The sequence below is a fragment of the Janthinobacterium sp. MP5059B genome (genome assembly GCF_001758645.1).
Classification (GTDB): domain Bacteria; phylum Pseudomonadota; class Gammaproteobacteria; order Burkholderiales; family Burkholderiaceae_D; genus Janthinobacterium; species Janthinobacterium lividum.
The window spans coordinates 230372-255876 of record NZ_LRHX01000010.1 but is presented as its reverse complement, the minus strand read 5'-3'; the positions used below and the strand labels follow the sequence as shown (position 1 = coordinate 255876).

The following is a 25505-nucleotide window of genomic DNA, read 5'->3' as shown; positions in this document are numbered from 1 at the left end:
ACGCCTTTCATTTATATCGTAAGATGGTCATATCGTAAAACAGCGATATTAGAATTGAACAACTACGATATATACATCGCTGAAAAGCGAATTGTATGTTCAGGAGAAACAATATGGATATCGACGCCATCCACAAGGCGCTGGCCAATCCGGTGCGCCGGCAGATTTTGCAATGGCTGAAAGAGCCGCAGCTGTATTTCCAGGAGCAGGATCACCCGCTGCACCTGGGCGTATGCGCCGGCCTGATCGACCGCCGCCTGAACCTGTCGCAATCGACGGTCTCGGCGCACCTGGCCAGCTTGCAGAAAGCGGGCCTGATTTCGGCCACCAAGGTGGGCCAATGGAGTTTCTTCAGCCGCAATGAAGCCACCATCGAAGCCTTTCTCGAACACATGCAGCAAGGTTTGTAAGCACATAGTTCATCTTGACAACCCCGTCTCAACACCGCCTGAACGGCACCCACAAGGACAATCATGGCAACTTTATTCGACCCCATCACCATTGGCAGTTTGCAACTAAAAAACCGCATCATCATGGCGCCGCTGACGCGTTCGCGCGCCGGCAACCCGGGCCGCGTGCCCAACGCCCTGATGACCGAGTACTACACGCAGCGCGCTTCGGCCGGCATGATCATCTCGGAAGCGACGGCCGTCACGCCCCAAGGCGTGGGCTATGCCGACACGCCGGGCATCTGGTCCGAGGAACAGGTGGAAGGCTGGAAACACATCACCCAGGCAGTGCATGACGCAGGCGGCCTGATCGTATTACAACTGTGGCATGTGGGCCGCATTTCCGCCCCCGTCTTCCTCGATGGCGACTTGCCCGTGGCGCCCAGCGCCGTCAAGCCGGCCGGCCACGTCAGCCTGCTGCGCCCGAAACAGGAATTCGTCACGCCACGCGCGCTGGACACGGAAGAGATCCCCGGCATCGTGGCAGCCTACCGCCTGGGCGCCGAGAATGCGAAAAAAGCCGGTTTCGACGGCGTGGAAATCCACGGTGCCAATGGTTATTTGCTCGACCAGTTCCTGCAAGACAGCACCAACTTGCGTACCGACAACTATGGCGGCTCGGTTGAAAACCGCGCCCGTTTGATGCTGGAAGTGACGGACGCGTGCATCGACGTGTGGGGCGCCGACCGGGTCGGCATGCATCTGGCACCGCGCCGCGATGCGCACGACATGGGCGATTCCGACCCGCGCGCCACTTTCGGCTATGTGGCACGCGAGCTGGGCAAACGCGGCATCGCCTTCATCTGCGCCCGCGAAGCGCTGGGCGACGACCGCCTGGGCCCGTACCTGAAGCAGGAATTTGGCGGCGTGTACATTGCCAACGAGAAAATGGACAAGGCGGCGGCCGAAGCCCTGCTGGCCAACGGTGAAGCCGATGCCGTGGCCTTTGGCCTGTGGTTCATCGCCAACCCCGACCTGCCCATCCGCCTGCACAGCGACGCGCCATTGAATCCCCTGAACCCGGATACCCTGTACGCAGCGGACGCTGCCGGCTACACGGACTACCCGGCACTGGCGGCACACGCCTGAACGGCTCCCTGAGACTCCCTGAGAATACCGTGAGAGCTCCCTGAGCGGCACTACACCGCTCCTCCCCCACTAGCGGCGGACGCAACGATACCAACGCAACTCACTGCGTGACGATCGCGGCGCCCGCCGTTTTCGCCGCTTTTTTAATGACGCCGCCGCTCCCCCATCGTCAGCGCCATCGGCGCCGTGCCGGCCGGGCCGGACGACGCGCCTGCACGCTGCTGAAGACCCGGCGTATCACCTCGACCGGTACCGCGTGTTCGCGCAAATAGGCTGTCGCCACCGTCCGTCCCAGGGTGTGATGAAAAGCGACGCCCCGCTCGACGAGCTCGGCCATCGCTTTGTCCGTTCGCACATGCTCCCCATTTACATCGTCGATGTTGTTTTTCATGCCATGGCTCCATGTCGGGTGGATCAACGCTGCGTCAAGTTTTGACCACATTGTGCGCATTTAGTGCCCGACACAGTGACCAAGCATCGTTAAAATAGCGGCAGCAACCGCCTCGACACCGCATGAATAGCGGCCTCGGCTGCTTGTCGCCATCGCCAGCCCCGTATAGAATGCCTGCGCAGAATTTTTGCTTCAAGGAAAATGGCCACCAGCGCCATCCCATTAAGAACAGTGTCACTGAAGGGTATCAATGGACGATTTATTTGTAAAAGCGGGCGACTTGCCGACCTGGCACCAGCGCTGCGCGCTGCGCGTGCTGCACCTGTTTGGCTGGCGCATGCGCTTCCGTCCCCTGCCGGGACCGCGCGGCATCGCCGTCGTCTACCCGCACACGTCCAACTGGGATTTCATGGTGGGCCTGTTCGGCAAATGGGCGCTGTCCCTGCCATTCCGCTGGCTGGCCAAGGATTCCCTCTTCCGCGGCCCGATGGGCAAGGTGCTGCGCTACCTGGGCGGCGAACCCGTCGACCGCAGTACCACCAGCGGCACGATCCAGCGCCAGGCCGAGCGCATGCTGGCCGCCGACTGGTACTGGCTGGCCATCACGCCGGAAGCGACGCGCAGCTACCGCCCGAACTGGAAGAGCGGCTTTTATCACCTGGCCCTGGCCGCCAAGGTGCCCTTGCTGCTGGTCTACATCGACTACCCGAACAAGGTGCTGGGCGTCGTCGACCATTTATACTTGACGGGCGACAAGGATGCCGACATGGCCGCCATCGCCGCCGTGTATGCGGGCCATCAGGGCTTGCATCCTGAAAAAGCGGCGCCCATCGTGCTGTCCGAGCGCCGCCCCGGCGCCTAATTCATTCCCATCAGCACCACGCCGGCGGCCGTCAGGGCCACGCCGGCCACACGCAGCATGCGCTCGGCCAGTACCTGGCCGATGAAACGTCCCGCCCCCAGCAAGATGGCCGAAGCCAGCAGGAAGCCGCACGCGGCCGAGGCGGCCGGCAATTCCTGGCCATGCGCATTGCCATGCGCCAGCGCAAACAGGCCCACCAATCCCATGCCCAGCCAGTTCGGCAAGGCCAGCGCCAGCGCGATGGCCAGTCCCACCAGCGCCACCGTGGCGGCGATACCCGTTTCCAGCCCGGGTACCGCCATGCCCGCCATGCCGGCCAGCGCGCCCAGCAGCATCATGCCGAGGAAAGTGGCGGGCTGGGCCAAGCCGCGGCGCTGCTGGCCGCCCCAGATGCCCACGCCCAGCATGGCCAGCAAATGGTCGATGCCCGTGAACGGATGGGCGAAACCGGCCAGGAAACCGGCGCTCTCTCCATGGCCGGGGTGGGCCATGGCGGGCAAGGCCAGCAGGCACAGCGCCGCCACGGCGGCCGTATTCTTCATCAGTCTTGCGCTCATTGCAGCTCCTTGCCTGGTTGATCGAGCAAACCTTGCTCGCGGATAAAGTCGATAACGATCTGCACGCCGTCGCCGCTGCGCAGGTTGGTAAACACGAAGGGGCGCTCGCCGCGCATGCGTTTGGCATCCTGCGCCATGATGTCCAGATTGGCCCCCACATACGGCGCCAGGTCCGTCTTGTTGATAATAAGCAAATCGGAACGCGTGATGCCGGGCCCGCCCTTGCGCGGGATCTTTTCGCCGCCGGCCACGTCGATCACATAAATGGTGAGGTCCGACAATTCCGGGCTGAAGGTGGCGGCCAGATTGTCCCCGCCGGATTCGACCAGGATCAAATCGAGATTCGGAAAATCTGCCTGCATGCGCGCGATCGCTTCCAGGTTGATGGACGCGTCTTCGCGGATGGCCGTGTGCGGGCAGCCGCCCGTCTCCACGCCCATCAGGCGCTCGGCCGGCAAGGCATTCGCGCGCAGCAGGATTTCCATGTCTTCCTTGGTGTAGATGTCATTCGTGATGACGGCCATGTCGTAGCGCTCGCGCATGCCCTTGCACAGCATTTCGCACAGGGCCGTCTTGCCCGATCCGACGGGGCCGCCGATGCCCACGCGCAGGGGATTGGAAGTGATCGATGTCATTTTTTGCTCTCTCATAAAATTTTCAGGAACGGTACAGCCGGCTGTACTGCACTTCGTGCCGCATCGACAGCAGCGACAGGCCGGGCGCCCAGTTGCCCATCTCGTCGTCTGGTAACGTCTGCGCCGTGAGGGCCGCCGCTTCCAGCTCGGGCCGCAGCGACAGCAGCAATCGCTGGCCCGCCACCTGCCCCAGCGGCACGGATTTCACGCAGACGAGCACCTGGTTTTCCGCCCACGCAAACAGTATGGCCAGCAGCGCCTCTTCGCGCGGAATCGCCAGCGCCGCCACGGCGCAGGCATAGGCCGTGGGCAAGGCCACCTCCGGCTGGCCCTGCAGCATGTCGATCAGCACGCCGTCGGCCACGCCCAGCTCGGCCAGCAACTTGGTCAGCGAATATCCCATCTGGATGGTTTCGGCGCGAAATTCCGCCGTGTCGCGCGAAGCGATGAAACGCTCGCTCCAGCGCTGCACGGCGCACAGATCCTGCGCTTCGAACGCTTGCATCAAGCGCCAGCACAGCGGGGCTTCCCAACGCGCCACCACTTGCGTCAGATGCTGGGCGATCCACTCGCGCGCCGTGGCCGCATCCACTACCAGGCCGGATTCGAGCACCGCCTCCAGCCCCTGCGAATAGCTGTAGGCGCCAATCGGCAAGGCCGGACTGGCGAACTGCAGCAAATGCAGCAGGGCGGACGCCTGCATCATGCAGTGTCACCGGGGCGGTGGATTTTCTGCCGCAGCGGCACGGGCGCCAGCAAATGCTGGCCGTGGCCGTCGTGGTGGCCGTGGCCGCCGCCGTACGCGCCCGCCTCGGGCTCGAACGGCGCGCTTTCTTCCGTCACGCTCGCCTGCAAGCCTTCCAGCATCTCCTTGAGCACCACGTCCTTGCGGATGCGCAGGAAGCCGTCGCCCACCTGCGCCTGCGTGTGGCGGTTCCCCAGGTGGAAGGCGCAGCGCAGCAGGGTGTGCGCGTCCGCGCACTGCACCAGATAGGTCGGTTCGCGCGCGGCGACGATCTGCACCACCTGCCCTTCCGGTCCCGTCAGGCGCTCGCCGTCGCGCAGCACCGTGCCGCGCACGGTAAACACGGCCACGTCGTCGCCAGTCGACAGCACGGCGCGCAGCCGGCATTTTTCGCGCTGGTCGTAGGGCAGCACCAGTTGGGCGACGGCGACGCGCTTGTCGTCGGCCGCCAGTTTGGTATGCAAGGTAAGCATGCTTGTCTCCCGCTTAAAATAGAAAATAGCGCTGCGCCATCGGCAGCACGGCGGCCGCCTCGCACACGAGCAGCTGGCCGTCGGCGCGCACGGCGTAGGTTTCCGGGTCCACTTCCATGTGCGGCGTGGCGCTGTTGTGGATCATGTCGTGCTTGCGCAAGCCGCGCATGTTTTTCACGGCGATGACGGATTTGTTCAATTTCATCTGGTGGCCGATATCGAGGTCGTAGGCCGCCTGCGAGACAAACGTAAACGACTTTTTCAGGCCGCCGCCGAAGGCGCCGAACATCATGCGGTAATGCACGGGCTGCGGCGTGGGAATCGAGGCGTTCGGGTCGCCCATCTGCGCGGCCGCGATCATGCCGCCTTTTAGAATCATCGAGGGCTTGACGCCGAAGAAGGCCGGTTTCCACAGCACGATGTCGGCGATCTTGCCCGCCTCGATCGAGCCCACCACGTGCGAGATCCCATGCGTGATGGCCGGGTTGATCGTGTACTTTGCGATATAGCGCTTGGCGCGGAAATTGTCGCTGCGCACCGTGTCGGGCGCCAGCGCCCCCCGCTGCACCTTCATCTTGTGCGCCGTCTGCCAGGTGCGCATGATCACTTCGCCGACTCGCCCCATGGCTTGCGAGTCGGACGACATCATCGAGATGGCGCCGATGTCGTGCAGGATGTCTTCCGCGGCGATGGTTTCGCGGCGGATGCGCGACTCGGCAAAGGCCACGTCTTCGGCAATCGCCGGGTCCAGGTGGTGGCACACCATCAGCATGTCCAGGTGCTCGTCGAGCGTGTTGACGGTGAAGGGCCGCGTGGGATTGGTCGACGAAGGCAGCACGTTGGCCTGGCCGACGGCGGCGATGATGTCGGGAGCATGGCCGCCGCCCGCGCCTTCCGTGTGGAAGGTGTGGATGGTGCGGTCCTTGAAGGCGGCCAAGGTGTGTTCGAGAAAACCGCCTTCGTTGAGGGTGTCGCTGTGCAGCGCCACCTGGATATCCATGCGGTCCGCGACGGACAGGCAGTTGTCGATGGCGGCCGGCGTGCTGCCCCAGTCTTCGTGCAGTTTCAGGCCGATGGCGCCCGCGCGCACCTGCTCTTCCAGCGGCAGCGGCAGGCTGACGTTACCTTTACCCATGAAGCCCAGGTTCATCGGGAAGGCGTCGGCCGCCGCCAGCATGGCGTGCAAGTGCCACGGCCCCGGTGTGCAAGTGGTGGCGGCCGTGCCCACGGCCGGTCCCGTGCCGCCGCCTAGCATGGTGGTCACGCCGCTCATCAGCGCTTCCTCGATCTGCTGCGGGCAGATGAAGTGGATGTGGGTATCGACGCCGCCGGCCGTGACGATCAAGCCTTCGCCGGCGATGATCTCCGTGGCGCCGCCAATAGCCAGGGTCACGCCGGGCTGGATGTCCGGATTGCCCGCCTTGCCGATGCCGAAGATCAGCCCGTTTTTGAGGCCGATGTCCGCCTTCACGATGCCCCAGTGGTCGAGGATGACGGCATTCGTGATGACGGTGTCCATCACCTCGGCCGCGCAGCGCTGCGACTGGCCCATGCCGTCGCGGATCACCTTGCCGCCGCCGAACTTCACCTCTTCGCCGTAGATCGCGTAGTCATGCTCGACCTCGATGAACAGTTCCGTATCGGCCAGGCGGATGCGGTCACCCTTGGTGGGGCCGAACATTTCGGCGTACGCGCTGCGGGGAATGCTGGCCATCTCAATCCTTTCCCGGTGGAGTATCTTGCAGTTCGCCCATCACTTCGCCATTGAAGCCGTAGACCTTGCGCTCGCCCGCCAGCGCCACCAGTTCCACCGTGCGCTGCTGGCCCGGCTCGAAGCGCACGGCCGTACCGGCCGTGATATTGAGGCGCATGCCGTAGGCGCGCCAGCGCTCGAAGGACAACGCCGGGTTGACTTCGAAAAAGTGGAAATGCGAGCCCACCTGGATCGGCCGGTCGCCCCGGTTGGCCACTACCACGGTGGCCGTGGCGCGTCCGACATTCAAGCTGATTTCGCCTTCTTCCAATTTGTATTCGCCTGGGGTCATGACCGGCTCCTGTAATGTCGCTTGTATGGTTAAGGTATCGGGTGGTGCACGGTGACCAGCTTGCTGCCGTCAGGGAAGGTCGCCTCCACCTGGATATCGGGGATCATCTCGGCGATGCCGTCCATGACGTCGGCGCGCGAGAGTATCTTCGTACCGTCCGACATCAGCTGCGCCACCGACTTGCCATCGCGCGCCCCTTCCATGATGGCCGCGCTGATCAGGGCCACCGCTTCCGGATAATTCAACTTCAAGCCGCGCGCCAGGCGCCGTTCGGCCAGCAGCGCGGCCGTAAAAATGAGCAGCTTGTCTTTTTCGCGGGGAGTCAGGTCCATGGTTTTCCTTGCGCTTCTTTCCTGATTAAGTGTTCCAGATGCGGGGCACGACGGCGTCGCGCCCCAGCATGGCGGGACGCAGCAGCTGCCAGGCGGCCAGCATGATGCGGCGCGCCGCCTCGCTGTCGCCGCACAGCAGGCGCACCGCCACCAGCGATTTCATGTGCGTGGCGCCAAACGCGGCGCCGTCCGGCACGGCGATCTCGCGCACGGCCGCCAGCACGGCGGGAGAAACGGGCGTGCCGATGGCGATCAGGGTGGCGCACACGGTGTGGCCTCCCAGGCCCAGCGGGCTGGCCATCAGCGCGCCGCCGGCGGCCAGCACGCCCTGCTCCCACCACAGCAGCTTGCCGCCGCGGCGGATCTGCACCTGCTGGCTGATGCTGCCCGTGTTGAAAACTTCGCCCGAGGCGCTGCGGCCCAGGCAGACGATGTCGCAGCCGATGTAGCTGGCGTCGGCCGCCAGTTCCACTTCATGGCGCAGGCGCACGCAAGCCTGGTCGAAGAAAATGCTCTCCTGCGGCAGCCACTCGATGGCCGCGCCGCTGGCGGCGCGCAGCATGATGTGCTGGCCCGAGACATGGCCGTTGGCGCGGTACCACTTGGCGGCGCCCGGGGACGTGAGCAAGGCGTGCGCACCCTCGCCCACCGTGGCGTCGACGGCCAACTGGTCGCCGCCCACCACGCCGCCGGGCGGATGGATGATGATGGCGAGGCAGACGCGATCGCCCTCCGGATACAGGGGCTTTTGCACGCGCAGGGGGCCGCTGTGCGTACGCTCGACGAGGCGGCTGACGCCATCGTGCAGCGCAAAGCCCAGGCGCAAGTGCGCCTGCCAGGCGCCGTGCGCGCTGGCCTGCAAAAGCATGGCTGGAGGGGTACTGTCTGGCATGCGGGGCAATCGCGCAAATAAGCGATTACCTAAGCAGGATATGTGCCAGCGTCAGGGGAAATAAAAGTGAGAATTGTGCACCGCGCTGCAGCGAACGCACCGGCATGGTGCATCGGCCGCACCGCGGCGCTTAGGCCGCCGCCACGGCCAGGGTGCGCCGTTCGCGCAGCAAGGCCGTGAAGGCTTCCGCGGCCAGGGGGCGGCTGAAGTAATAGCCCTGCATTTCGTCGCAGCCGTGTTCCGTCAAAAAATCCACCTGCTCGCGCGTTTCCACACCCTCGGCGATGACGCGCATGTCCAGGTTGTGCGCCAGCGAGATGACGGAACGGGCGATGGCCGCATCGCTGCTGCTGGTGGTGACATCGTCGACGAACGATTTGTCGATCTTCAGCACGTCGATGGGAAAGCGCTTCAGGTAGCCCAGGCTGGAATAGCCGGTGCCGAAGTCGTCGAGCGAAATGCCCACGCCGATATCCTTCAGGCGCGTCAGGGCCGCCACGGCCTTGTCCGGATCGCCCATGACCGTGCTTTCCGTGATCTCGATGCCGAGGCAGGCGGGCGCGATGCCGTATTTGCGCAAGGCCGCCTCGACGAACGGCACCGTGCGGTCTTGCGCGAACTGCTTGCCGGACAGATTGACGGCCACCTTGATGCTGCCCAGGCCCGCGTCGTGCCAGGCGCGGATCTGCGCGCACACGCTTTCGAGCACCCATTCGCCAATGGCCGTAATCGAACCGTATTCCTCTGCCAGCGCGATGAACAGGCCGGGCGGCACCTTGCCCAGCACCGGATTATCCCAGCGCAGCAAGGCTTCCGCGCCCAGCAAGGCGCCCGTGCGCAAGCACATCTGCGGCTGGTAGTGCACTTCGAATTCATCGCGGCCGATGGCGCCGCGCAGCTGCTGCTGCATCGCCAGGCGGGCGCGGATATCGCTGCCCATGCGCTCCGTGAAGAAGGCGTAATGGTCGCGTCCCATTTCCTTGGCGCGCACCAGGGCCGTATCGGCGTGGCGCAGCACGTCGTCGAGGCTGTCGCCGTCGGCCGGGCACATGGCGATGCCGATGCTGGTGGTCAGCGCCAGGCGCTCGCCATCGACGCTGAGTTCTTCGCGCAAGCCGGCCAGGATGGTTTGCGCCAGCCCCAGGGTGCGCCCCAGCAGGGCATCGTCCTGCAGCAGGATCTGGAATTCGTCGCCGCCCTGGCGCACCACCGTGTCGCCCTCGCGCACGCAGCCGGACAGGAAACGCGCCACCACTTGCAGCGCCTTGTCGCCCACGGCCTGGCCGTGCGAATCGTTGATGTTCTTGAAACGGTCCAGGTCCAGGCACATCAGCACCACTTGCTGGCTGTCGCGCAGGGCGTTCGCGCGCGCCTGTTCGAAGCGCTCGCGCAGCAGCACGCGGTTCGGCAAGCCCGTCAACGCGTCGTGGTAGGAGAGGAAATCGATCAGATGCTGCTCGGCCTTGCGCTCACTGATGTCGAGGAAGACGCCGATGTAGTTGACGACGGCGCCGTCGGGCCCGTGCACGGTGGAGACGCTGAGCAGGCAGGGATAGGTGTCGCCGCTCCTGCGCCGCGTCTGCACCTCGCCCGACCAGCAGCCGCTGCTGCGCAAGCCCTGGCGCAGGGCCAGCAGCACCGCTTCGCCCGTGTATTCGGCGTGCAGGCGCAAAATGTCCGTGCCCACCACTTCCTGCGCCGCGTAGCCGGTGATGCGCGTAAAGGCGGGATTGGCCGTGACGATGACGCCGGCAGGATCCGTGATCAGGATGGCGTCCTGCGTCGCTTCGAAGACCTGGCCGGACAAGCGCAACAATTCTTCATTGGCGCGGCGGATCTGCACTTCGCGCGCCAGCGTGCTGGCCACCTGCTCCAGTTCGGCCGTGCGTTCGGCCACGCGCCGTTCCAGGTTGGCGCGCTCCTGCGCCAGCTGCAGCTGCGCCCGCGCCAGGCGCACGTGGGCATCGGTGCGGGCCAGTATCTCCTCGGCCTGGAAGGGCTTGGCGATGAAATCGACGGCGCCCAGCGCGAAGCCGCGCACCTTGTCGTCCGTGTCGTACTGGGCCGACAGGAAGATCACCGGCACCTGGCGCAGGGACGGTATCTCCTTCAGGCGGCGGCACACTTCAAAGCCGTCGAGGCCCGGCATGCGCACGTCGAGCAGGATCAGCTCCGGCGGGCGCGCCTGGGCCGTCCACAGGGCCAGTTCACCGTTCGGCGCCTGGCGCACCGCATAGCCGGCGCCGCCCAGCAAATCGCTCAACAGCTTCAGCGAAGCCGGCGTATCTTCAACGATCAGTACTTCGCCCTTCGAGTTCACTTCCGAAAAATCGCGGTGCATGTAGCAGTTCTCTCAGCTTTGGATGAGGCGCGGCGATCCGTTGCCGCGCTGGACAAGACATTTCTTTGCGATGAACTACGTACTATCATCATAATCTTTATTGCAATTTAGCACCATCCATCGGTGGCACTTAGCCCGTCTTTTCATCGAATCCGATGTTGTCAGCCCACACTTTTCAAGCGTGCGCCGGCGCACCCTCACTCTCCAGCAAGTCGCACAGCTGGCGGTACTGATGCTGGTCGAGCATGGCTTGCAGCGGCGCCAGCACGGGCGCAGCCGCCGGCGGCAAGTCATCCAGCAGCAGCGCCACCCTGGCCAGGTTCAATTCGCGCAGCGCCACCAGCAAGGCCGCGCGCTCTTCACCTGCCAGCAACTGCAAGTCTCGCGCCCGCAGCGCCGGCGGCGCCTCGGGCACCGGCGCCGCCGGCAGCGGCACGGACACCTGCACGGGCGCTTCCGCCGCCTGCGCGGGTATGCTGAAACGGAAGGTGGCGCCCTGCCCCGGCATCGATTCCACTGTCAGTTCGCCTTTCATCAATTGCACGAATTCGCGCGAAATGGCCAGGCCAAGGCCCGTGCCATCCTTCGGTCCCGCGCTGTCGGCCTGCACGAAGGGTTCAAAAATGCGCTGCTGGTCCTCCGGGGCGATGCCGATGCCCGTGTCGCTGACGGCAAACGACAGCATCCATTGATCGCCATCGCGCCGCGCAGCGCGCACGCGCAAGGTGACTTCACCGCCGCCGGCAAATTTGACGGCGTTCGACATCAGGTTCAGCAGCACCTGGCGCAAGCGCGTCGCGTCGAGCACCACGGCCGCCGGCAGGTCCGCGCAATCGAGGCGCAGGGCCAGGCCCTGCTGCTCGGCGCGCATGCCCAGCATGTCCATCACTTCCTGCAACAGGGGCGCCAGCGCCGCCACGGCCGTCTGCGCGTGCAGGCGTCCCGCCTCGCCCTTCGACAGTTCGAGGATTTCATTGATCAGGGTAAGCAGATGATTGCCGGAGCGGTGGATGATGGCCAGGTTGCGCTTTTCATCGTCCTGCATGTTGGGCGAGGCGGCCATCAGGCGCGAAAAGCCGATCACGGAATTCAAGGGCGTGCGCAGTTCATGGCTCATGTTCGCCAGGAAGGTACTCTTGGCGCGGTTCGCCGCCTGCGCCTGGCTGACGGCCACCGACAGGGCGCTCGTGCGCTCGGCCACCAGTTCTTCCAGGTGATGGCGGTGGCGCAGCAGTTCCAGTTCGGCCTCGCGGTGCGCCGTGATGTCGTAGTTCGAGCCCACCAGGCGCATGGGCTGGCCCTGCCCGTCGCGGAAGATCACGGCATCGGCCTTGATGTAGCGGATGGCGCCATCGGGCCACAGGATACGGTACTCGTGCGTGAACGCCTGGCCGGCTCCCAGCGCGGCGCGCAGGGCTTCCTTGGCGGCCGGCACGTCGTCGGGCATCAGCGCCGCGCGCCAGATCGCCGCGGGTGCCATCCTGCTGTCCGCATCGGCCTTGAACTGCGCATACATCTGCTCATCCCACTGCAAGGCATCGTTGATGACGTTCCAGTCCCAGATGCCGATGCTGGCCGCTCCGGTGGCCATCTGCACGCGCTCCTCGCTGCGCTGCAGGGCGCGGTAGCGGCTGTCGAGCAGTGCCACCATGTCGCGGATGGAGCGGTACAGCGTGCGCAGTTCGCCCAGGAACCAGGCTTTCGGCGGCGTGCCGAATGCTTCGCCCTGCCCCGCCTTGATGCCGGCCGCATACTGGCCGATCGCCTTCAGGGGTTTGAGCATCAGACACCACATGAGCAGCCAGACGCTGGCCACCAGGATCACGTCGAGCGCCACGATCATGGCGCCGATGCCCAGCGCGCGCTGCTGCAGCTGCGCGTGCAGCAGCGCCGGCGTCGCATACACGGCCACGCTGCCGATGACCTGTCCGCCCATGGTCACGGGGCGCCGCTGCACCAGCCAGTCGGGCTCCGCGGACAACGAGGAAAAGCTGTCGATGGCGCCGCTTGCAGTGCGGCGCAAGACCAGCGCTTCCTTGCCAATGCCCGGCGTCAGGGAGCTGGCCACCAGGTCGCGCTTGCCCAGCATGCTGCGCATGATGGCCTGCATCTGCTTTTCATCGAGATTCCACAATGGCAGTTCGATGGCCACGGCCAGCTGGTCCGCGCTCACGGCCAGGCTGCGATGCAGCTGCTGCCAGCGCTGCTCGCGTTCGGACTGGTAAAACAGCACGGCAAACACCAGCAGCAGCGCGGTGACGACAAAGGTCAGCGCCACGCTGACGGCCAGCACGATGGACACGCCGCCCAGGCGCGCGTCTTTGGGCAAGTGAAAAGTCATGCGTCCTCGCCCTGCGGCTCGCTCGCCAGTTGCGCCAGCAAGGCGCACAGCGGCTGGTACTGATGCTGTTCCAGCATGGCGGCGATATGCGCGGCCAGCTGCGGCAGGCTGGTCGCCACGCCGGCCAGCACGATGGCGCTACGGCGCAGATCGAGGGCCTGCACGGATTCGAGCAGCGCCTGCCGCTCGGCAGCGCCCAGCTGGCCCAGCGCCTGCTGCAAGTCAAAGACAGCCACCGGCACGCGCGGCGGCGCGGCGGCAGTACGCTGGAAGCGCACGCCCAGTTGCTGCTCCAGCATGGCGAACAGGTGTTCCTGCTCGATCGGCTTGCGCAGGAAACCGTCGGCGCCGGCCGCCAGCGCTTCCTGTTTTTCCTCCTCGAAGGCGGAGGCGGTCATGATCACCAGGCGCGGCTGCACCAGCGCCGGCTGCGCGCGCAGCCAGCGCGTCAGCGCCAGGCCATCCATGTCCGGCATGCGCCAGTCGCTGAGCACAATGTCGTAGCGCTGCGCCGCCAGCATGGCTTGCGCCTGCACGCCGCCCGCCGCCTCCTGCAGCTGGAAGCCCAGCGGCGCCAGCAAGCCGGCCAGCAGCTTGCGGCAGTTATCGTCATCGTCGACCAGCAGCACCATGCGCCCGCGTTGGGCTGGCGGCAGGCGCGCCACGCGGCCCGGCGCCAGCGACGCGATGGCCGGCTGCTGCAGCACCGGCGCGCGCAGCTCGAAACTGAAGCGGGACCCGGCCCCCAGGGTCGATTCGACGCGCAGCTCGCCGCCCATCAGACGCACGAATTCGCGCGAAATGGTCAGCCCCAGTCCCGTGCCAGCCTGCGCCACGGCGCTGTCGGCCTGCACGAACGGTTCAAAGATGCGCTCCAGATCCTCTTCCGCGATGCCGCTGCCCGTATCGCGCACGGCAAACGCCAGCGCCACCTGTCCATCGCCGTCCGCCTGGCAGGCCAGCGACAGGGTCACGCTGCCCTGCTCGATGAACTTGAGCGCGTTCGACAGCAAATTCAACAGCACCTGGCGCAGTTTGGCGCCATCGAGACGCACCAGCGGCGGCACGCCGGCACGTTCGAGCCGCAGCGCGATGCCCTGGTCGCCGGAGCGCATGCGCACCATCTCGAGCACCTCGTCGAGCAAGCCATTCAAGTCCACGGGCCCCGCTTGCAGCTGCATGCGGCCCGCCTCGATCTTCGACAATTCCAGGATATCGTTGATCAAGGTCAGCAAATGATGGCCGGCGCGGTTGATGATGGCCAGGTTATGCTTTTCTTCCTCGAACATGCTGCTCGAATCGGCCATCATCTGCGAAAAGCCGATCACGGAATTCAAGGGCGTGCGCAATTCGTGGCTCATGTTGGCCAGGAAGACGCTTTTCGCGCGGTTCGCCGATTCGGCCTCGGTGACGGCCACCGACAGGGCCGCCGTGCGCTGCTGCACCAATTCTTCCAGATGGTCGCGGTAGCCGAGCAGCTCCTGCTCGCTTTGCTTGCGCTCGGAAATGTCGACGATGCCGCTGCGCACCAGGCGCCGCCCTTCCATCGGCAAGCGCACCAGCCGCACTTCGCAGGGAAAGATGCTGCCGTCGGCGCGCCGCACATTGCGTTCAACCAGGATGGGTTCACCGAGCATGGCGCGGCGCAGATGCTCTTCCATCATCAGTCCCAGCGGCAGGCCATCGGGCTGCTCGCCGGTATACAGGTCGAACGGCCCACGCGCCAGCAGCGCTTCGCGCGACATCCCCAGCATGCGCTGCGCGCTGCTGTTGGCGTCGATGAAGCGGTCCAGGTCCAGGTCATACACGACGATGGCTTCGGGCGCATGCTCGACGAGGATGCGGAAGCGCTGCTCACTTTCGCGCGCATCGCTCTCGGCGCGGCGCAGGCGGCGGCGCTGCAGCAGCAAGGCGCTCAGCATGCACGCCATGGCAAGAAACACGGCGCCGGCCGACAGCACGGCGACGCGGTGTTCGTGCCACAGTTGCGGCGGGCGGTTGAAGAACAGGGTGTGCGGCGGCAGCCGGCTGAAGTCCGCATCCCAGCGCTGCAGCTGTTCCCAGTCATACATGGGCACCGGGCGGACCGGCGGCAGCAAGGCGCCCGGCGCGGCAGGCGCCTTGCCGGCCAACACGGCCAGCGACATCTGCGCCACCTGCTGCGCGGCCCCTTCGATGTGCAGGATGGAGCCGCCGAGGATCCCCTTGCCCACGTTCGTGTTGTACATGCCGAACGCGGGCACGTTCGCCAGCCGCGCCAGTTCCCCTGCAAACTGCACGGGCGTGGCGATGGCGCCGTCCACATCGCGGTTGACGTTGCCCGCCACCAGCAAGGTATCGGCGGGCAGGTGCGCCACGGCCGCGCGCATCTGCTCCAGGGTCAGGTCATCGAGGTAGCGCATGGCCACCTTGCCCTGCCATGCCTGCGCCGCCTGCTGCATGTTGCGCTTCAATGCCTGGTCGGCCTCGCTGGCGCCGACGGCCATGGCGATGGTTTTGGTCTCCGGGAACAGCGCCATGGCTTGCGCCAGGGTACCGGGGAAATCGACATTCGCCTTTTGCTGCCAGATGGATGCCGGGCTGCCGGCCGGCAAAGCCTTGCCCGAGGTGTTAATCGCCAGCACGGGCACGCCGCGCGCCAGCGGCGCCAGGTCGGACAATAAAAAATCGAGCGCCGGCTGCTGCATGGCGATGATCAGGTCGGCCTTGCGGCCCATCATCTGGGTGTATCTTAAAAGCAACAAATCACGCATCTCGTTGCGCAGCGCCGGGTCGCCCTGGGTATTCAGGTTCAGGTGCTCGACCATGATGTCTTCGCTGGCCAGGCCCGCGGCGGCCATGGCGGCCACATAGGTCCGCGTGTACGACTCCACGCCGGCGCGGCCGTAATCGTAGGCGTTGAGAAACAGCACGCGCTGGCCCTGGTGCGGCGGCGCAGCGGCCGGCGGCGCAGCCGACACGGCGGCCGGGGCTGCGGCGACACAGAACGCCAGCAGCAATGCGCGGCCACAGCGACGCACCGCTGCCCTGCCCATCCCGCCGCCAGGCCGCCAGCCGCCCGGCACATCACGCATCATTCGCCATGCCCATGCTCACTCCCGCCTGTCACCATGTTTCAACTATGCGCTGACTGCTCAGCCACCGACACTTACAAAAACATGATAACGTCAACTGCAGGGGCAAGTCTATTCCTTAGGGCAATCTTTTGACAAGACATCCGCTCGCAGCGCCCACCATCGTTACGCGGCGGTACCGCTGATACCGAACAATTCCAGCTTCAACCCTTTTATGCCAGACGGCACATAAATCGCAATCGCCTGGGCCTTGATCATGCTGTCATAAATACTGCCCTTGTTATCGATCGAAAAGTAATACGTATTGGGCCGCACTGGCACTTCGGCAGGGACCTGGGCCATATGGCGCAACTCGGCACCCGGAAGTGCCCGGCCCAGTAATAGTTCGATAGTGTCCGGAGAGGAAACTTTGAACTGCAATGGCACTGTGGCGACCAGTTCCAGCGCAGGCATATCGGCGTTTACTGCAAGACAGAGTTCGGTCTGCCGGTCAATCCGCTTGGCATCGAGCAAGCCGTGATAGTGGGTGTTCTGTTGCATGTCGTTGGACAGTGCAATCGGGAAGTAGCGCGACAGCAGCACAGTATCGATCAGGTCGCGAATGATGCCATCGAGCTTGCCGAAACCGGGAGCCGCGTCATCGTGACAATACGCCGGCAAATCGCTCAGTGTGTATTTTTTCGAAAACGTCATCAAGCCACCGGCCAATGCCATCAATTTTTCAAACAAATATACGGGATGGTGGCGCCGATAACTGGCGCAATGGCTGAGCATGGCGCTGGCCGTGCTCAAGGTATGGAGCATCCAGAATGAGGAAACATCCCCGCCATGAAATTCAACCGTATCTTTGCCGGGCTGACGGTGGCGGCTGTACAGCGCCTCAACTTTCGCACCCATGCGGTCGATCAGCGACTCGAGCATTTTCTGCAGAGAAGACTCGGCGCTGATGGTCAGGCCAGGCGGGATGAAGGACGTATCGACTTCAAAGCCGCCGTTGCCAGCGCGGTACAGGCGGATCAGCGGAATGGCAAGGTAATCGTTCAGGGGATCCAGTTGCGACAGCAGATACACGCGTTTCTTCAGGTAAGCCACGTCAATGCTGACTGCTTCGCTGTACAGATCCGGAGTTTCGATATCCACCTGAACATAGCGCGCGCCGGCAGAACTCGAATTGCCGCCATGTGCCTGCAGCGCGGGCAGCGCGGCATAAAACGTAAAACTATGTTCGCTGGAAGGCAGCTGGGACAGGTCAACGGCACCGGGCAATACATCGCCAAGCGGCGCTTCAAACAGTTCGCCATCCTGAAAGACGAGCGACATGGCGTCCGCCCGCAGGCTGTTGTTGGCCAATGCATCCGCATTCCAGCTGATGCCATGCACGCCCCATAAATGCGGATTAATGAGCGAGGCCAGACGTTGCAGGCGCGCTTCATGGTAGCGGTCCATCTGCTGGAACTGCTGGGGACCGATGGCCAGTCCTTCGGACCAAAGTAATTTGGATGGCAATGTCATTGCGTTCTCCATGTTGACCGTTGGAATCATGCTGCCTTGCCAGTCTGATGTTGCCAGCGTTGACGTCTTTGATATTGCGCAGCAACCCTATTCAATTATTTGCGCAAACGCAATTTATCTTTGAGCAAACGCTCGGATACTGGCCATTCTGCCGCAAAGACACAGGAAACAGAGATGGAGGACTTGCTGCCGTATTTCGAACGCGAGCTGGTGATGCTGCGGCGACATTGCCGTGAGTTCTCCGAACGCTATCCGCGAATCGCCGGCAAACTGCACATGTCCGGCGAGTCTTGCGAAGATCCGCACGTCGAACACTTGATCGAATCGGTTGCCATGCTGGCGGCACGCATCTCGAAACGGCTCGATGACGACTATCCGCAATTTACCGAAGCCTTGTTCGAAGCCCTGTTCCCCCATTATCTGCGCCCCTTTCCATCCTGCACCATCGTTCACCAGTCCGCCCCAGCCACTGGAGCGGGCGTATTGCACTTGCCGGCCGGCAGTGAAATGGATGCGACGCCTGTGCGCGGCGTGCGCTGCCGCTTCAAGACTGCCTATGGCGTGACGACAGGAGCATCGATACTGGAAAGCACGTTTTTCGATACGATGATCAAGGCGCCGCCAGGCGTACGCCTGCCAGCACAAGCCAGTTCCTCGCTGAACATTGGCATCCGGCATCTCGACGCAGCGCCTGCATCACTGCGCGTTTTCATCGATGGCGAAGCTTCTTTTTCCGCCGCATTGCGCGATGCCTTGTTCATGCATGCAGTCTGCGCTTTTGTGTCCATCGACGCAGTGCAATGGTTTGCTTTACCCGCCGTGCCCTTGACGCCCGTCGGCTTCGCCGACACGGAGGCCTTGATACCTTTCGGTGCCCGTTCCCAGCCGGCCTACCGCATCCTGAGCGAGTATTTTGCATATCCGGAAAAATTCAATTTCTTCGACATCGATATCGCGACGCTGAGTGCGGCCCTGCCGCCTGGGTGCCAGCGCTTTACCCTGCATCTGTGCATGGCAGGTTTGCGACCCGATTGCGCTGCGGCACGCATGTTGTCCAACATTTCCAGCGAAAACTTAAGGCTGGGCTGCAGTCCGGCGGTCAATCTTTTCCGCCAGGAAGGCGTGCCGATCGCCATCACCCGGCAGAAAGCCGACTACTCCGTGCTGGCCCATGCTACCCATGCCCATGGCTACGAAGTCGTCACTGTCGAGGCAGTGCGCTTGTTACGCCAGCGGGGAGGCGAAAGCACGCTGACCGAATTTCGTCCACTGTACAGCCTGCGCCATGGCGAGGGCGCAGCGCAACAAGGCCATTACTGGGTCGTACGCCACGACATGGCTTTGGCCATCAAAAGTCCTGGCCATGAAAAGAAAATCACGCTGGTCGATGGCGACTTCAATCCCTTGATCCATGAAAAGGCCAGCCTGTCGCTGTCGCTGACATGTAGTAACCGCGATCTTCCGCTGTCGCTCAAATACGGCCAACCGCAAGGAGACTTGCAACCGTGCGGCGGCGGAACCGCATTGCATATGCTGCGACGCCCCAGCCAGCCGCGACGCTTTTCACCGGGCGCGGGCCTGCACTGGCGCCTGATTTCGCACCTGACGCTGAATCATCACGCGCTGGTCCAGGAGGGCTTGCCGGCGCTGCGCGAAATGCTGACACTGTATGACCTGTCCCAATCGGCAAGCTCGCAACGCCAGATCGACGGCATCGTCGCGCTGTCGCACTCGCCGACCACGACCTGGCTGCGGCACAGGCGCGGCACCTCGCTGGCGCATGGCGTTGAGGTGCGCATCACGCTTGACGAGGGGGCGTTCGTCGGCAGCAGCATGCACCTGTTTGTGCAGGTGATCGATCACTTCCTTGGGCTATATGTGCAAATCAACAGTTTCATCGAACTGGTGGTGCTGTCACTGCAAAGCGGAGAGGAGCTGATCCGATGCAAACCAAGAAGCGGACTGCAGAATCTGGTGTAATGCACCACTTGCTGGCCGAGCCGCACCGCTACCAGTTCGTGCAGGCGGTGCGTATTCTGCTGTGCTGGCTACGTCGGCAGAATGTCTCCCATGCGCAAGCCTTCGGCCAGGTATTGCGCTTCAAAAACAGCTTGTCGTTGAGTTTTCCCGCCAGTGAAATCGAGCAGCTCTCGCTCGACGACAATGAACAGCTGACCTTGATACCGACGTTCATGCGCTTTCTGGGCATCGGCGGTACCTTGCCTTTGCACCATTCGGAACGTATCGCCAGCCACCGCTTGTCGAGCAAAGACGCCGGCGTTCCGGCCTTCCTCGATATCTTTTCGCACCGCATGCTCACACTGTATTACCAGGCGTGGGAAAAGTATCGGCTGGAATCCTCGCTGCAGACCCACGCAACGGATGTACAACGGCCATTGCTGACGGCACTGGCCGGCGTGCGGCGCAATGCGCTGCCGCCGAGCGCCGAACCCGATGCCATGACGCAGGACGTCGCGGCCTGGTACGCGGGTCTGCTGCGCTGCCGCCCCGTCTCCGCGCAAGCAATCGGCCCCGCGCTGGCCGAATACTGCGCCGTGCCCGTCACCCTGCAACAATTTGTCGGCGGCTGGGACTATCTTGAAAAAGATAGGCGCAGCCTGCTGGGCAGTGTCAACTTTACCCTGGCGCGCGGCGCAACGCTTGGCCTGCGGCTGTGGCGGCAGGATATGCGCGTGTGCCTGCATATCGGTCCGCTGGATCCCGCCGGCCTGCAACGCTTCCTGCCGCGCAGCACAGGCGCGGCGGCTTTGGCAAAGATGCTGGCGCTGTTCGGCGTACCGGACTTGCAATATGAAGTGCGGCTGATATTGAGTCCGCCATGCATTACTCCCCTGCTCCTGAGCTCCAACCCTGCCAAAAGACGGCGCTTGGGCTGGACGACGTTCTTGCAGACAGCACAAGGCAAGGTACGCGGCGCCGAAGTGCGTTATTTGCTGCAACTGGCTTGAGTACTTCACTCCTGGAAAGCGAGGCAAGCATGAAACATGCGGGACGCGGCGTCATCCGGCTCGGAGACGCAACCGATCACGGCGGCAAGGTCACCAGCGCATCGTCCGGCAGCACCGTGATGGGGAAGACGGCGGCGCTGGCCAACGACACAACGTTCTGCCCCAAGTGCAAAGGCAGTTTTCCGATCACGCCGGATGGCGCCGGCGCAAAACACATGGGCAAGCCGTACGCCTATGACGGCGATGCCACCGCCTGCGGCGCCCGCCTGATCACATCCCTGTAACGGAGGCAGGCCATGCATGCAAGCATCCAGGCGGCACTGTCGGCCTTCGACCTCGCCGCGCAAGAACGGCGCCTGCTGAAGATCGATTTCCCCCATGAAGATGGGCCAGCCGGCGCCATCCTGCTGGTCAATTCGCTGACCGGCATGGAAGAGGTATCGCGCGACTTTCGTTTCGAGGCCGAACTGCTGTCCGATGACGCGCATATTGCGCTCAAGGCCATGATGGGACGCATGGTGACCATTTCCATGGTGCGCGACGATGGCACGCTGCGCCACTTCAATGGCTATGTGGGCGAGTTTTGCCTGCTGCGCGCCGATGGCGGCTTTGCGTGGTATCGCATGGTGCTGCAACCATGGCTGGCCTTCGCCCGGCTGCGCCAGGACAATGTGTCCTTTCATGGCCAAAGCGTGATGCAGCTGACCGAGACGACCTTTGCCCATTACGAACAGCGCGACTGGAAAACCAGCATCCATGGCGACGATCCACAGATCACCTGCGCCAATCAGCACAATGAAACCGACTACAACCATCTGCACCGGCGCTGGGAGGCGCTGGGCTGGCATTACTGGTACGAACACCGCGCCGATGGCCATACGCTGTGGCTCGCGGACAACAGCACCCTGGCGGACACGATCGCCACGGCGTCCGGCGATGGTGCCATGCGTTTTCACGCCGAATCGGGTGCCATGGAAGACGATGGCCTGCAACAGTGGCAAGCCGTGCGCCGGATTGGCTCCGGGCAGCTGACCTTGGCCAGTTTCGACTATAAAAATCCCCAGCCGCGCCTTGCCAGCGGCTACTCCCTGAATCGCCAAGGCGACGTATTTTCCCACGAACTGTATGAAAACACGGGCGCCTATGGCTACAAGAATGTCGATGATGGGGAATCCCTGGCACAGCGCCGCATGGAAGAAAGCGACCATCTGCGCCAGTATTTCGAGGCGGCAGGCAATCACCGTGGCGCACAGCCCGGCCTTTGTTTCCGGCTCGATGGGCATTTCAGCGCCGAGGAAAAACGCTATCAGCCTGGCCAGGAGCGCCCAGACAGTATTGCCGAACGCGAGTACCTGATCCTGTCAGTCATGCATAGCGCCAGCAATAATTATCAGCTTGGCTCTGGCACACCTTCCCACTATGTCAACAAGTTGGTGTGCGTGCGTCGGGACATCCGCTGGCGGCCGGGTCGTGACTACAACAGCACACCGTGCGTGGTTGCCGGTGTGCAGACGGCGCTGGTGGTCGGACCGGCCGGAGAGGAAATCCATACCGATGCACTGGGACGCATCCGCCTGCAGTTTCACTGGGATCGTCTGGGTGAATTCGATGAGCGCAGCTCGCCATGGATACGCGTCATGATGCCGATGGCGGGTCCGCAAATGGGACACATCGCCTTGCCGCGCGTGGGCCAGGAAGTCGTTGTGCAATTTCAAGACGGCAATATCGACCACCCTATCGTCATCGGCGTGGTCTACAACAGCGCCAATCCGCCGCCGTGGCAACTGCCGCAGCAGCGTGCCCTGTCCGGCTTGCGCAGCCGTGAACTGGGCGCCCGCAGCGCCAACCATCTCGTGCTCGACGATACCAAGGGTGCGATCCAGGCGCAGCTGCGCAGCGAACACCAGGACAGCCGGCTATCGCTGGGCAACATCACCCGCATCGACGACAATGCCGGCCGCAAGGAAGCGCGCGGCGTGGGCTTTGAACTGGCCAGCAGCGCCTGGGGCGCCCTGCGCGCGGCCAAAGGCATGCTGATTACCACCGAAACACCGGCAGGTGGCGGCTCCGTCAAGCAACTCGACGAAACACAGGCCCGTCTGGCGCAAGCACGTCAACTGCAGCAAGGCTTGGCCGGCATGGCTGTCGACGCGGGCGCGCAAGACAGCGCAGCACAACAAGGCGCCGTCGCCGAGTCCATCCAGCGGCAAAACGCCGCAATCAAGGGCGCCGGCGGCGATTTCCCGGAACTGTCCGAACCGCATTTGCTGCTGGCCAGCCCGGCCGGCATCGAGCTGAGCACGGCCCAGTCCATCCACCTCGCCGCCAGCGAGCATGTGGCGCTCACCAGCAGCAAGCATATTTCACTCGCCAGCGGCGACAGCATGTTTGCCAGCATTGCCAGGACCTTCAGCCTGTTCGTGCACAAGGCCGGCATGAAACTGATCGCCGCCAGCGGCAAAGTGTCCATCCAGGCCCACAGCGACGAGGTGGAAATCCTCGCCCAGAAAGTCTTGTCTCTGATCAGCGAAGCGGACTGGGTCAACATCAAGGGCAAAAAAGGTGTACGCCTGCACGGCGCCAACCACATGCTGGAAATCAGCGACAAGGTGCAGTTCTTCACCTCTTCTCCCGTGCTCTTTAACGGCAACCTGGAAACACTGGCGCCGAAGAGCGTGTCGCAGGAATTCAATGAGAGGCCAAGCAGCAGCTTTGATCAGGAAGTGTTGTTGATGGAAGCGGCCGACGAACCCGCTGTCGGCATCGATTTTTTGAAATACTGCGAGAGGACGGCAACATGGCTGGCAAAAGCGGTGACGACGGCTCGACGAGCCTACAAAAATCCACCGGCATGGACAGCTATGTGATTCGATACAAAGGAGAACTGCCATGAGTGATAACGATGAGCTGAACAAACGCGGCAATCATCCAAGACAATTTACACAGGGTGTGGGCGGATGGGCTGAGTATGCAGTGCAGATGACCAGAACCAGCGATACAGCACGCCATGAAGTCGCCAAGCCCCCCGGCAAAGTTATACCGATCATTTTTCTGCCAGGTGTCATGGGCAGCAACTTACGTACCTCCAAGGCACGACAAAAACGGTTGGAGCGCCCAGACAATCGAGCATGGCGACCGGACGACTTGATGGGGGTGGGGGGAATGGCAGATGTCGCCGCCGGAACTGGTTTGGGCGGATGGTTCAGAGAGGCTACGCCTCAACAACGTCAGTTGGTGTTTGACCCCAACGAAACAGAAGTCGAATATTACCATTACACAGAAAACAATGGACGATTTGACGCGGAAGGGCCAGAAACAATGGCTTCCGATATGCGACATCAGAATGTTCCTGACAGTCTGACACCCATTCCCCCCCTGATTGGATCGAACAGAATCAATCCCGGCAGTCGTCCGGTACAAGGAAAACCGCAAGCGTTCGCAACTCCAGCGCAGGTGGCGCGATGGCGCGGCTGGAGTGAAGTGTTGTTTGATGGCGCTTATGGCTCCATGCTTCAACACACTGAAAAACATATGAACAATATAGTGTTTGGTGGAAAGCTGCATCCAGTCTGGCGCGGCACAAGTGGCTTGAGTGCGTCGGTGATGAAAGACCCTTCCACGTTTGGTGGCATATCAGGTAATCCCATAACTGAAGAAGACTTGAAAAAAATCGCGGCATGCTGGTATCCAGTTCACGCGATGGGCTACAACTTTGTGCAGAGCAATGGCGTCACTGCCGTGACCATTGCCAAACGCCTAAAAGGCCTGGTCAAAGGTTATCGTGAGCGAGGCTTCAAGTGTCATGAAGTCATTCTGGTCACGCACAGCATGGGTGGCCTGCTGGCCCGCACCTTGATACATCCCGACTATGGAAAAATAGTTAACGACAAGGACCTGACAATACTTGGCATTTATCACAGTGTTATGCCCGCCATCGGCGCCGCCGGAGCATATAAACGCATGCGCTTCGGCTTTCAGGAAAAAGACACTACTGCGGGTGAATACGAAGCAGAGGTACTTGGCATCAATGGCATCCATGCGACCGCTATTCTGGCGAATGCTCCGGCACCGCTGGAGATGATGCCTGGCGTCGTCTACGGTGAAAAATGGCTCAGGGTGGTAGATCAGCAAGACAAAGAACTGTGGAGCTGGCCGCGCGAGGGCGCTACAGCATTGGATGCTATTTACTTGCAGCCACCGAATGCGTGGTGGCGGCTGATAAATCCGAAATGGATAAATCCGGCAAACATCGACAAAAAAAGTGGAGGTGGCCTTGAGAAGGTCAAGTATAGGCTTAACGATGCATTCAAATTCCTGAACTCAATAAAAGAAACTTTTCACACCACCACCTTTGCAAGCTACTGCGCCTCACCAAAGAGGTTAAGTTATGGGACTGTCGTATTTAAAGTAATTGAAGGACTCAACAGCGGACTATCAGTTCCTATGGAAATTCAAAATTTACCTCCATCGGAAAAATGGACACTACTTGAAGACAATGCTAAAAATGAGCTTGTTGTTCAAGCTGGCACTCGAAAATTACGATTAAAGCTAATGCCAGCCAGCGCCGCTGGCGATGACACAGTTCCATCAAAAAATTTAGAGAAGTGCTTTAAAAAAGAAAGATTATTTATTCACGGGGTAAAAGATGGCACTGATTACGGACATCAAGATAGCTATTCAAATCCCAATGTACTTGCTTCAATGCTGTATTCCATCATACAAATCGCAAAAACCGCAAAGTGGACCTAATCATGTTTAGTCAAAAAAAAATATTAATTCTTTTCACTACCATTGCATT

21 protein-coding genes are annotated in these 25505 nt (G+C 62.5%); 8 read left to right on the top strand and 13 right to left on the bottom strand.

Annotation, left to right across the window (positions count from 1 at the left end; genetic code table 11):
* The first annotated feature begins 113 nt into the window (after positions 1-113).
* Together JAB1_RS14100 and JAB1_RS14095 are read left to right on the top strand one after the other, a co-directional pair.
* Positions 114-410 (top strand): helix-turn-helix transcriptional regulator, encoded by a 297-nt coding sequence (locus tag JAB1_RS14100; RefSeq protein ID WP_070280336.1) that lies wholly within the window; start codon positions 114-116, stop codon positions 408-410.
* 63 nt (positions 411-473) lie between these two features.
* Positions 474-1538: an alkene reductase gene (locus tag JAB1_RS14095; RefSeq protein WP_034783166.1), complete on the top strand. Its 1065-nt coding sequence runs from the start codon at positions 474-476 to the stop codon at positions 1536-1538.
* Between the two features lie 169 nt (positions 1539-1707).
* Here JAB1_RS14095 and JAB1_RS14090 read toward each other — a convergent pair whose 3' ends face one another.
* The gene (locus JAB1_RS14090; RefSeq protein ID WP_034783165.1) at positions 1708-1929 is read right to left on the bottom strand and encodes a hypothetical protein; all 222 of its coding nucleotides are present in this window, start codon (positions 1927-1929) and stop codon (positions 1708-1710) included.
* A 250-nt stretch (positions 1930-2179) separates the two neighbouring features.
* Between JAB1_RS14090 and JAB1_RS14085 the strand changes: the two genes are divergently transcribed.
* Positions 2180-2791: a 1-acyl-sn-glycerol-3-phosphate acyltransferase gene (locus tag JAB1_RS14085; RefSeq protein ID WP_070280335.1), complete on the top strand. Its 612-nt coding sequence runs from the start codon at positions 2180-2182 to the stop codon at positions 2789-2791.
* Here JAB1_RS14085 and JAB1_RS14080 read toward each other — a convergent pair.
* From JAB1_RS14080 to tssK, 12 genes are all read right to left on the bottom strand, one after another.
* Entirely contained in the window at positions 2788-3348 is a 561-nt protein-coding gene (locus tag JAB1_RS14080) for a HupE/UreJ family protein (RefSeq protein WP_254672092.1), read from the bottom strand. The genes JAB1_RS14085 and JAB1_RS14080 overlap by 4 nt on opposite strands.
* Complete coding sequence (gene ureG / locus JAB1_RS14075; RefSeq protein WP_070280333.1) at positions 3345-3983, bottom strand: urease accessory protein UreG; 639 nt, start codon at positions 3981-3983, stop codon at positions 3345-3347. The genes JAB1_RS14080 and ureG overlap by 4 nt, the downstream gene beginning before the upstream one ends.
* Before the next feature lie 22 nt (positions 3984-4005).
* The gene (locus tag JAB1_RS14070; RefSeq protein ID WP_070280417.1) at positions 4006-4686 is read right to left on the bottom strand and encodes an urease accessory protein UreF; all 681 of its coding nucleotides are present in this window, start codon (positions 4684-4686) and stop codon (positions 4006-4008) included.
* Positions 4686-5201 (bottom strand): urease accessory protein UreE, encoded by a 516-nt coding sequence (gene ureE, locus JAB1_RS14065; RefSeq protein WP_070280332.1) that lies wholly within the window; start codon positions 5199-5201, stop codon positions 4686-4688. Before ureE ends, JAB1_RS14070 begins: the two co-directional genes overlap by 1 nt.
* Before the next feature lie 13 nt (positions 5202-5214).
* A complete protein-coding gene (gene ureC / locus JAB1_RS14060) occupies positions 5215-6915 on the bottom strand; it encodes an urease subunit alpha (RefSeq protein WP_070280331.1) in 1701 nt (566 codons plus the stop codon).
* A 1-nt stretch (position 6916) separates the two neighbouring features.
* Positions 6917-7246 carry an urease subunit beta gene (locus JAB1_RS14055; RefSeq protein ID WP_070280330.1) on the bottom strand — a complete coding sequence of 110 codons (330 nt, stop codon included), beginning with the start codon at positions 7244-7246 and terminating at the stop codon, positions 6917-6919.
* A gap of 29 nt (positions 7247-7275) precedes the next feature.
* Positions 7276-7578: an urease subunit gamma gene (locus JAB1_RS14050; RefSeq protein ID WP_034751936.1), complete on the bottom strand. Its 303-nt coding sequence runs from the start codon at positions 7576-7578 to the stop codon at positions 7276-7278.
* Positions 7579-7603: 25 nt separating this feature from the next.
* The gene (locus JAB1_RS14045) at positions 7604-8470 is read right to left on the bottom strand and encodes an urease accessory protein UreD (RefSeq protein ID WP_070280329.1); all 867 of its coding nucleotides are present in this window, start codon (positions 8468-8470) and stop codon (positions 7604-7606) included.
* A gap of 130 nt (positions 8471-8600) precedes the next feature.
* A complete protein-coding gene (locus JAB1_RS14040; RefSeq protein WP_070280328.1) occupies positions 8601-10811 on the bottom strand; it encodes a GGDEF domain-containing response regulator in 2211 nt (736 codons plus the stop codon).
* 175 nt (positions 10812-10986) lie between these two features.
* Positions 10987-13152 carry an ATP-binding protein gene (locus JAB1_RS14035; RefSeq protein WP_070280327.1) on the bottom strand — a complete coding sequence of 722 codons (2166 nt, stop codon included), beginning with the start codon at positions 13150-13152 and terminating at the stop codon, positions 10987-10989.
* Positions 13149-16229, bottom strand: a complete 3081-nt coding sequence (locus JAB1_RS14030) for a PAS domain-containing hybrid sensor histidine kinase/response regulator (protein ID WP_070280326.1) — start codon at positions 16227-16229, stop codon at positions 13149-13151. The genes JAB1_RS14035 and JAB1_RS14030 overlap by 4 nt, the downstream gene beginning before the upstream one ends.
* 162 nt (positions 16230-16391) lie before the next feature.
* Positions 16392-17738, bottom strand: coding sequence for a type VI secretion system baseplate subunit TssK (tssK, locus tag JAB1_RS14025; protein WP_070280325.1), 1347 nt, complete (start codon positions 17736-17738; stop codon positions 16392-16394).
* Positions 17739-17912: 174 nt separating this feature from the next.
* Between tssK and tssF the strand changes: the two genes are divergently transcribed.
* From tssF to JAB1_RS28800, 5 genes are read left to right on the top strand one after another with little or no spacing between them, the layout of a single operon-like run.
* The gene (tssF, locus tag JAB1_RS14020) at positions 17913-19718 is read left to right on the top strand and encodes a type VI secretion system baseplate subunit TssF (RefSeq protein ID WP_070280324.1); all 1806 of its coding nucleotides are present in this window, start codon (positions 17913-17915) and stop codon (positions 19716-19718) included.
* A complete protein-coding gene (gene tssG, locus JAB1_RS14015; protein WP_175445063.1) occupies positions 19718-20707 on the top strand; it encodes a type VI secretion system baseplate subunit TssG in 990 nt (329 codons plus the stop codon). Before tssF ends, tssG begins: the two co-directional genes overlap by 1 nt.
* 29 nt (positions 20708-20736) lie before the next feature.
* Positions 20737-20991, top strand: coding sequence for a PAAR domain-containing protein (locus tag JAB1_RS14010; protein WP_070280323.1), 255 nt, complete (start codon positions 20737-20739; stop codon positions 20989-20991).
* 12 nt (positions 20992-21003) lie between these two features.
* Complete coding sequence (gene tssI, locus JAB1_RS14005; protein WP_254672090.1) at positions 21004-23574, top strand: type VI secretion system Vgr family protein; 2571 nt, start codon at positions 21004-21006, stop codon at positions 23572-23574.
* A 22-nt stretch (positions 23575-23596) separates the two neighbouring features.
* Positions 23597-25456, top strand: coding sequence for a hypothetical protein (locus JAB1_RS28800; protein WP_071653356.1), 1860 nt, complete (start codon positions 23597-23599; stop codon positions 25454-25456).
* Positions 25457-25505: the final 49 nt, after the last annotated feature.

What these genes read in the sequence shown, in the direction of transcription:
- JAB1_RS14040 (WP_070280328.1), bottom strand. Translation starts at nt 10,811, where the DNA reads ATGCACCGCGATTTTTCGGAAGTGAACTCGAAGGGCGAAGTACTGATC.
- JAB1_RS14090 (WP_034783165.1), bottom strand. Translation starts at nt 1,929, where the DNA reads ATGAAAAACAACATCGACGATGTAAATGGGGAGCATGTGCGAACGGAC.
- JAB1_RS14085 (WP_070280335.1), top strand. Translation starts at nt 2,180, where the DNA reads ATGGACGATTTATTTGTAAAAGCGGGCGACTTGCCGACCTGGCACCAG.
- tssF (WP_070280324.1), top strand. Translation starts at nt 17,913, where the DNA reads ATGGAGGACTTGCTGCCGTATTTCGAACGCGAGCTGGTGATGCTGCGG.
- tssK (WP_070280325.1), bottom strand. Translation starts at nt 17,738, where the DNA reads ATGACATTGCCATCCAAATTACTTTGGTCCGAAGGACTGGCCATCGGT.
- JAB1_RS14080 (WP_254672092.1), bottom strand. Translation starts at nt 3,348, where the DNA reads ATGAGCGCAAGACTGATGAAGAATACGGCCGCCGTGGCGGCGCTGTGC.
- ureC (WP_070280331.1), bottom strand. Translation starts at nt 6,915, where the DNA reads ATGGCCAGCATTCCCCGCAGCGCGTACGCCGAAATGTTCGGCCCCACC.
- JAB1_RS14035 (WP_070280327.1), bottom strand. Translation starts at nt 13,152, where the DNA reads ATGACTTTTCACTTGCCCAAAGACGCGCGCCTGGGCGGCGTGTCCATC.
- JAB1_RS14030 (WP_070280326.1), bottom strand. Translation starts at nt 16,229, where the DNA reads ATGATGCGTGATGTGCCGGGCGGCTGGCGGCCTGGCGGCGGGATGGGC.
- JAB1_RS14050 (WP_034751936.1), bottom strand. Translation starts at nt 7,578, where the DNA reads ATGGACCTGACTCCCCGCGAAAAAGACAAGCTGCTCATTTTTACGGCC.
- tssI (WP_254672090.1), top strand. Translation starts at nt 21,004, where the DNA reads ATGCATGCAAGCATCCAGGCGGCACTGTCGGCCTTCGACCTCGCCGCG.
- ureE (WP_070280332.1), bottom strand. Translation starts at nt 5,201, where the DNA reads ATGCTTACCTTGCATACCAAACTGGCGGCCGACGACAAGCGCGTCGCC.
- JAB1_RS14095 (WP_034783166.1), top strand. Translation starts at nt 474, where the DNA reads ATGGCAACTTTATTCGACCCCATCACCATTGGCAGTTTGCAACTAAAA.
- tssG (WP_175445063.1), top strand. Translation starts at nt 19,718, where the DNA reads ATGCACCACTTGCTGGCCGAGCCGCACCGCTACCAGTTCGTGCAGGCG.
- JAB1_RS14100 (WP_070280336.1), top strand. Translation starts at nt 114, where the DNA reads ATGGATATCGACGCCATCCACAAGGCGCTGGCCAATCCGGTGCGCCGG.
- JAB1_RS14055 (WP_070280330.1), bottom strand. Translation starts at nt 7,246, where the DNA reads ATGACCCCAGGCGAATACAAATTGGAAGAAGGCGAAATCAGCTTGAAT.
- JAB1_RS14010 (WP_070280323.1), top strand. Translation starts at nt 20,737, where the DNA reads ATGAAACATGCGGGACGCGGCGTCATCCGGCTCGGAGACGCAACCGAT.
- JAB1_RS14070 (WP_070280417.1), bottom strand. Translation starts at nt 4,686, where the DNA reads ATGCAGGCGTCCGCCCTGCTGCATTTGCTGCAGTTCGCCAGTCCGGCC.
- JAB1_RS28800 (WP_071653356.1), top strand. Translation starts at nt 23,597, where the DNA reads ATGAGTGATAACGATGAGCTGAACAAACGCGGCAATCATCCAAGACAA.
- JAB1_RS14045 (WP_070280329.1), bottom strand. Translation starts at nt 8,470, where the DNA reads ATGCCAGACAGTACCCCTCCAGCCATGCTTTTGCAGGCCAGCGCGCAC.
- ureG (WP_070280333.1), bottom strand. Translation starts at nt 3,983, where the DNA reads ATGACATCGATCACTTCCAATCCCCTGCGCGTGGGCATCGGCGGCCCC.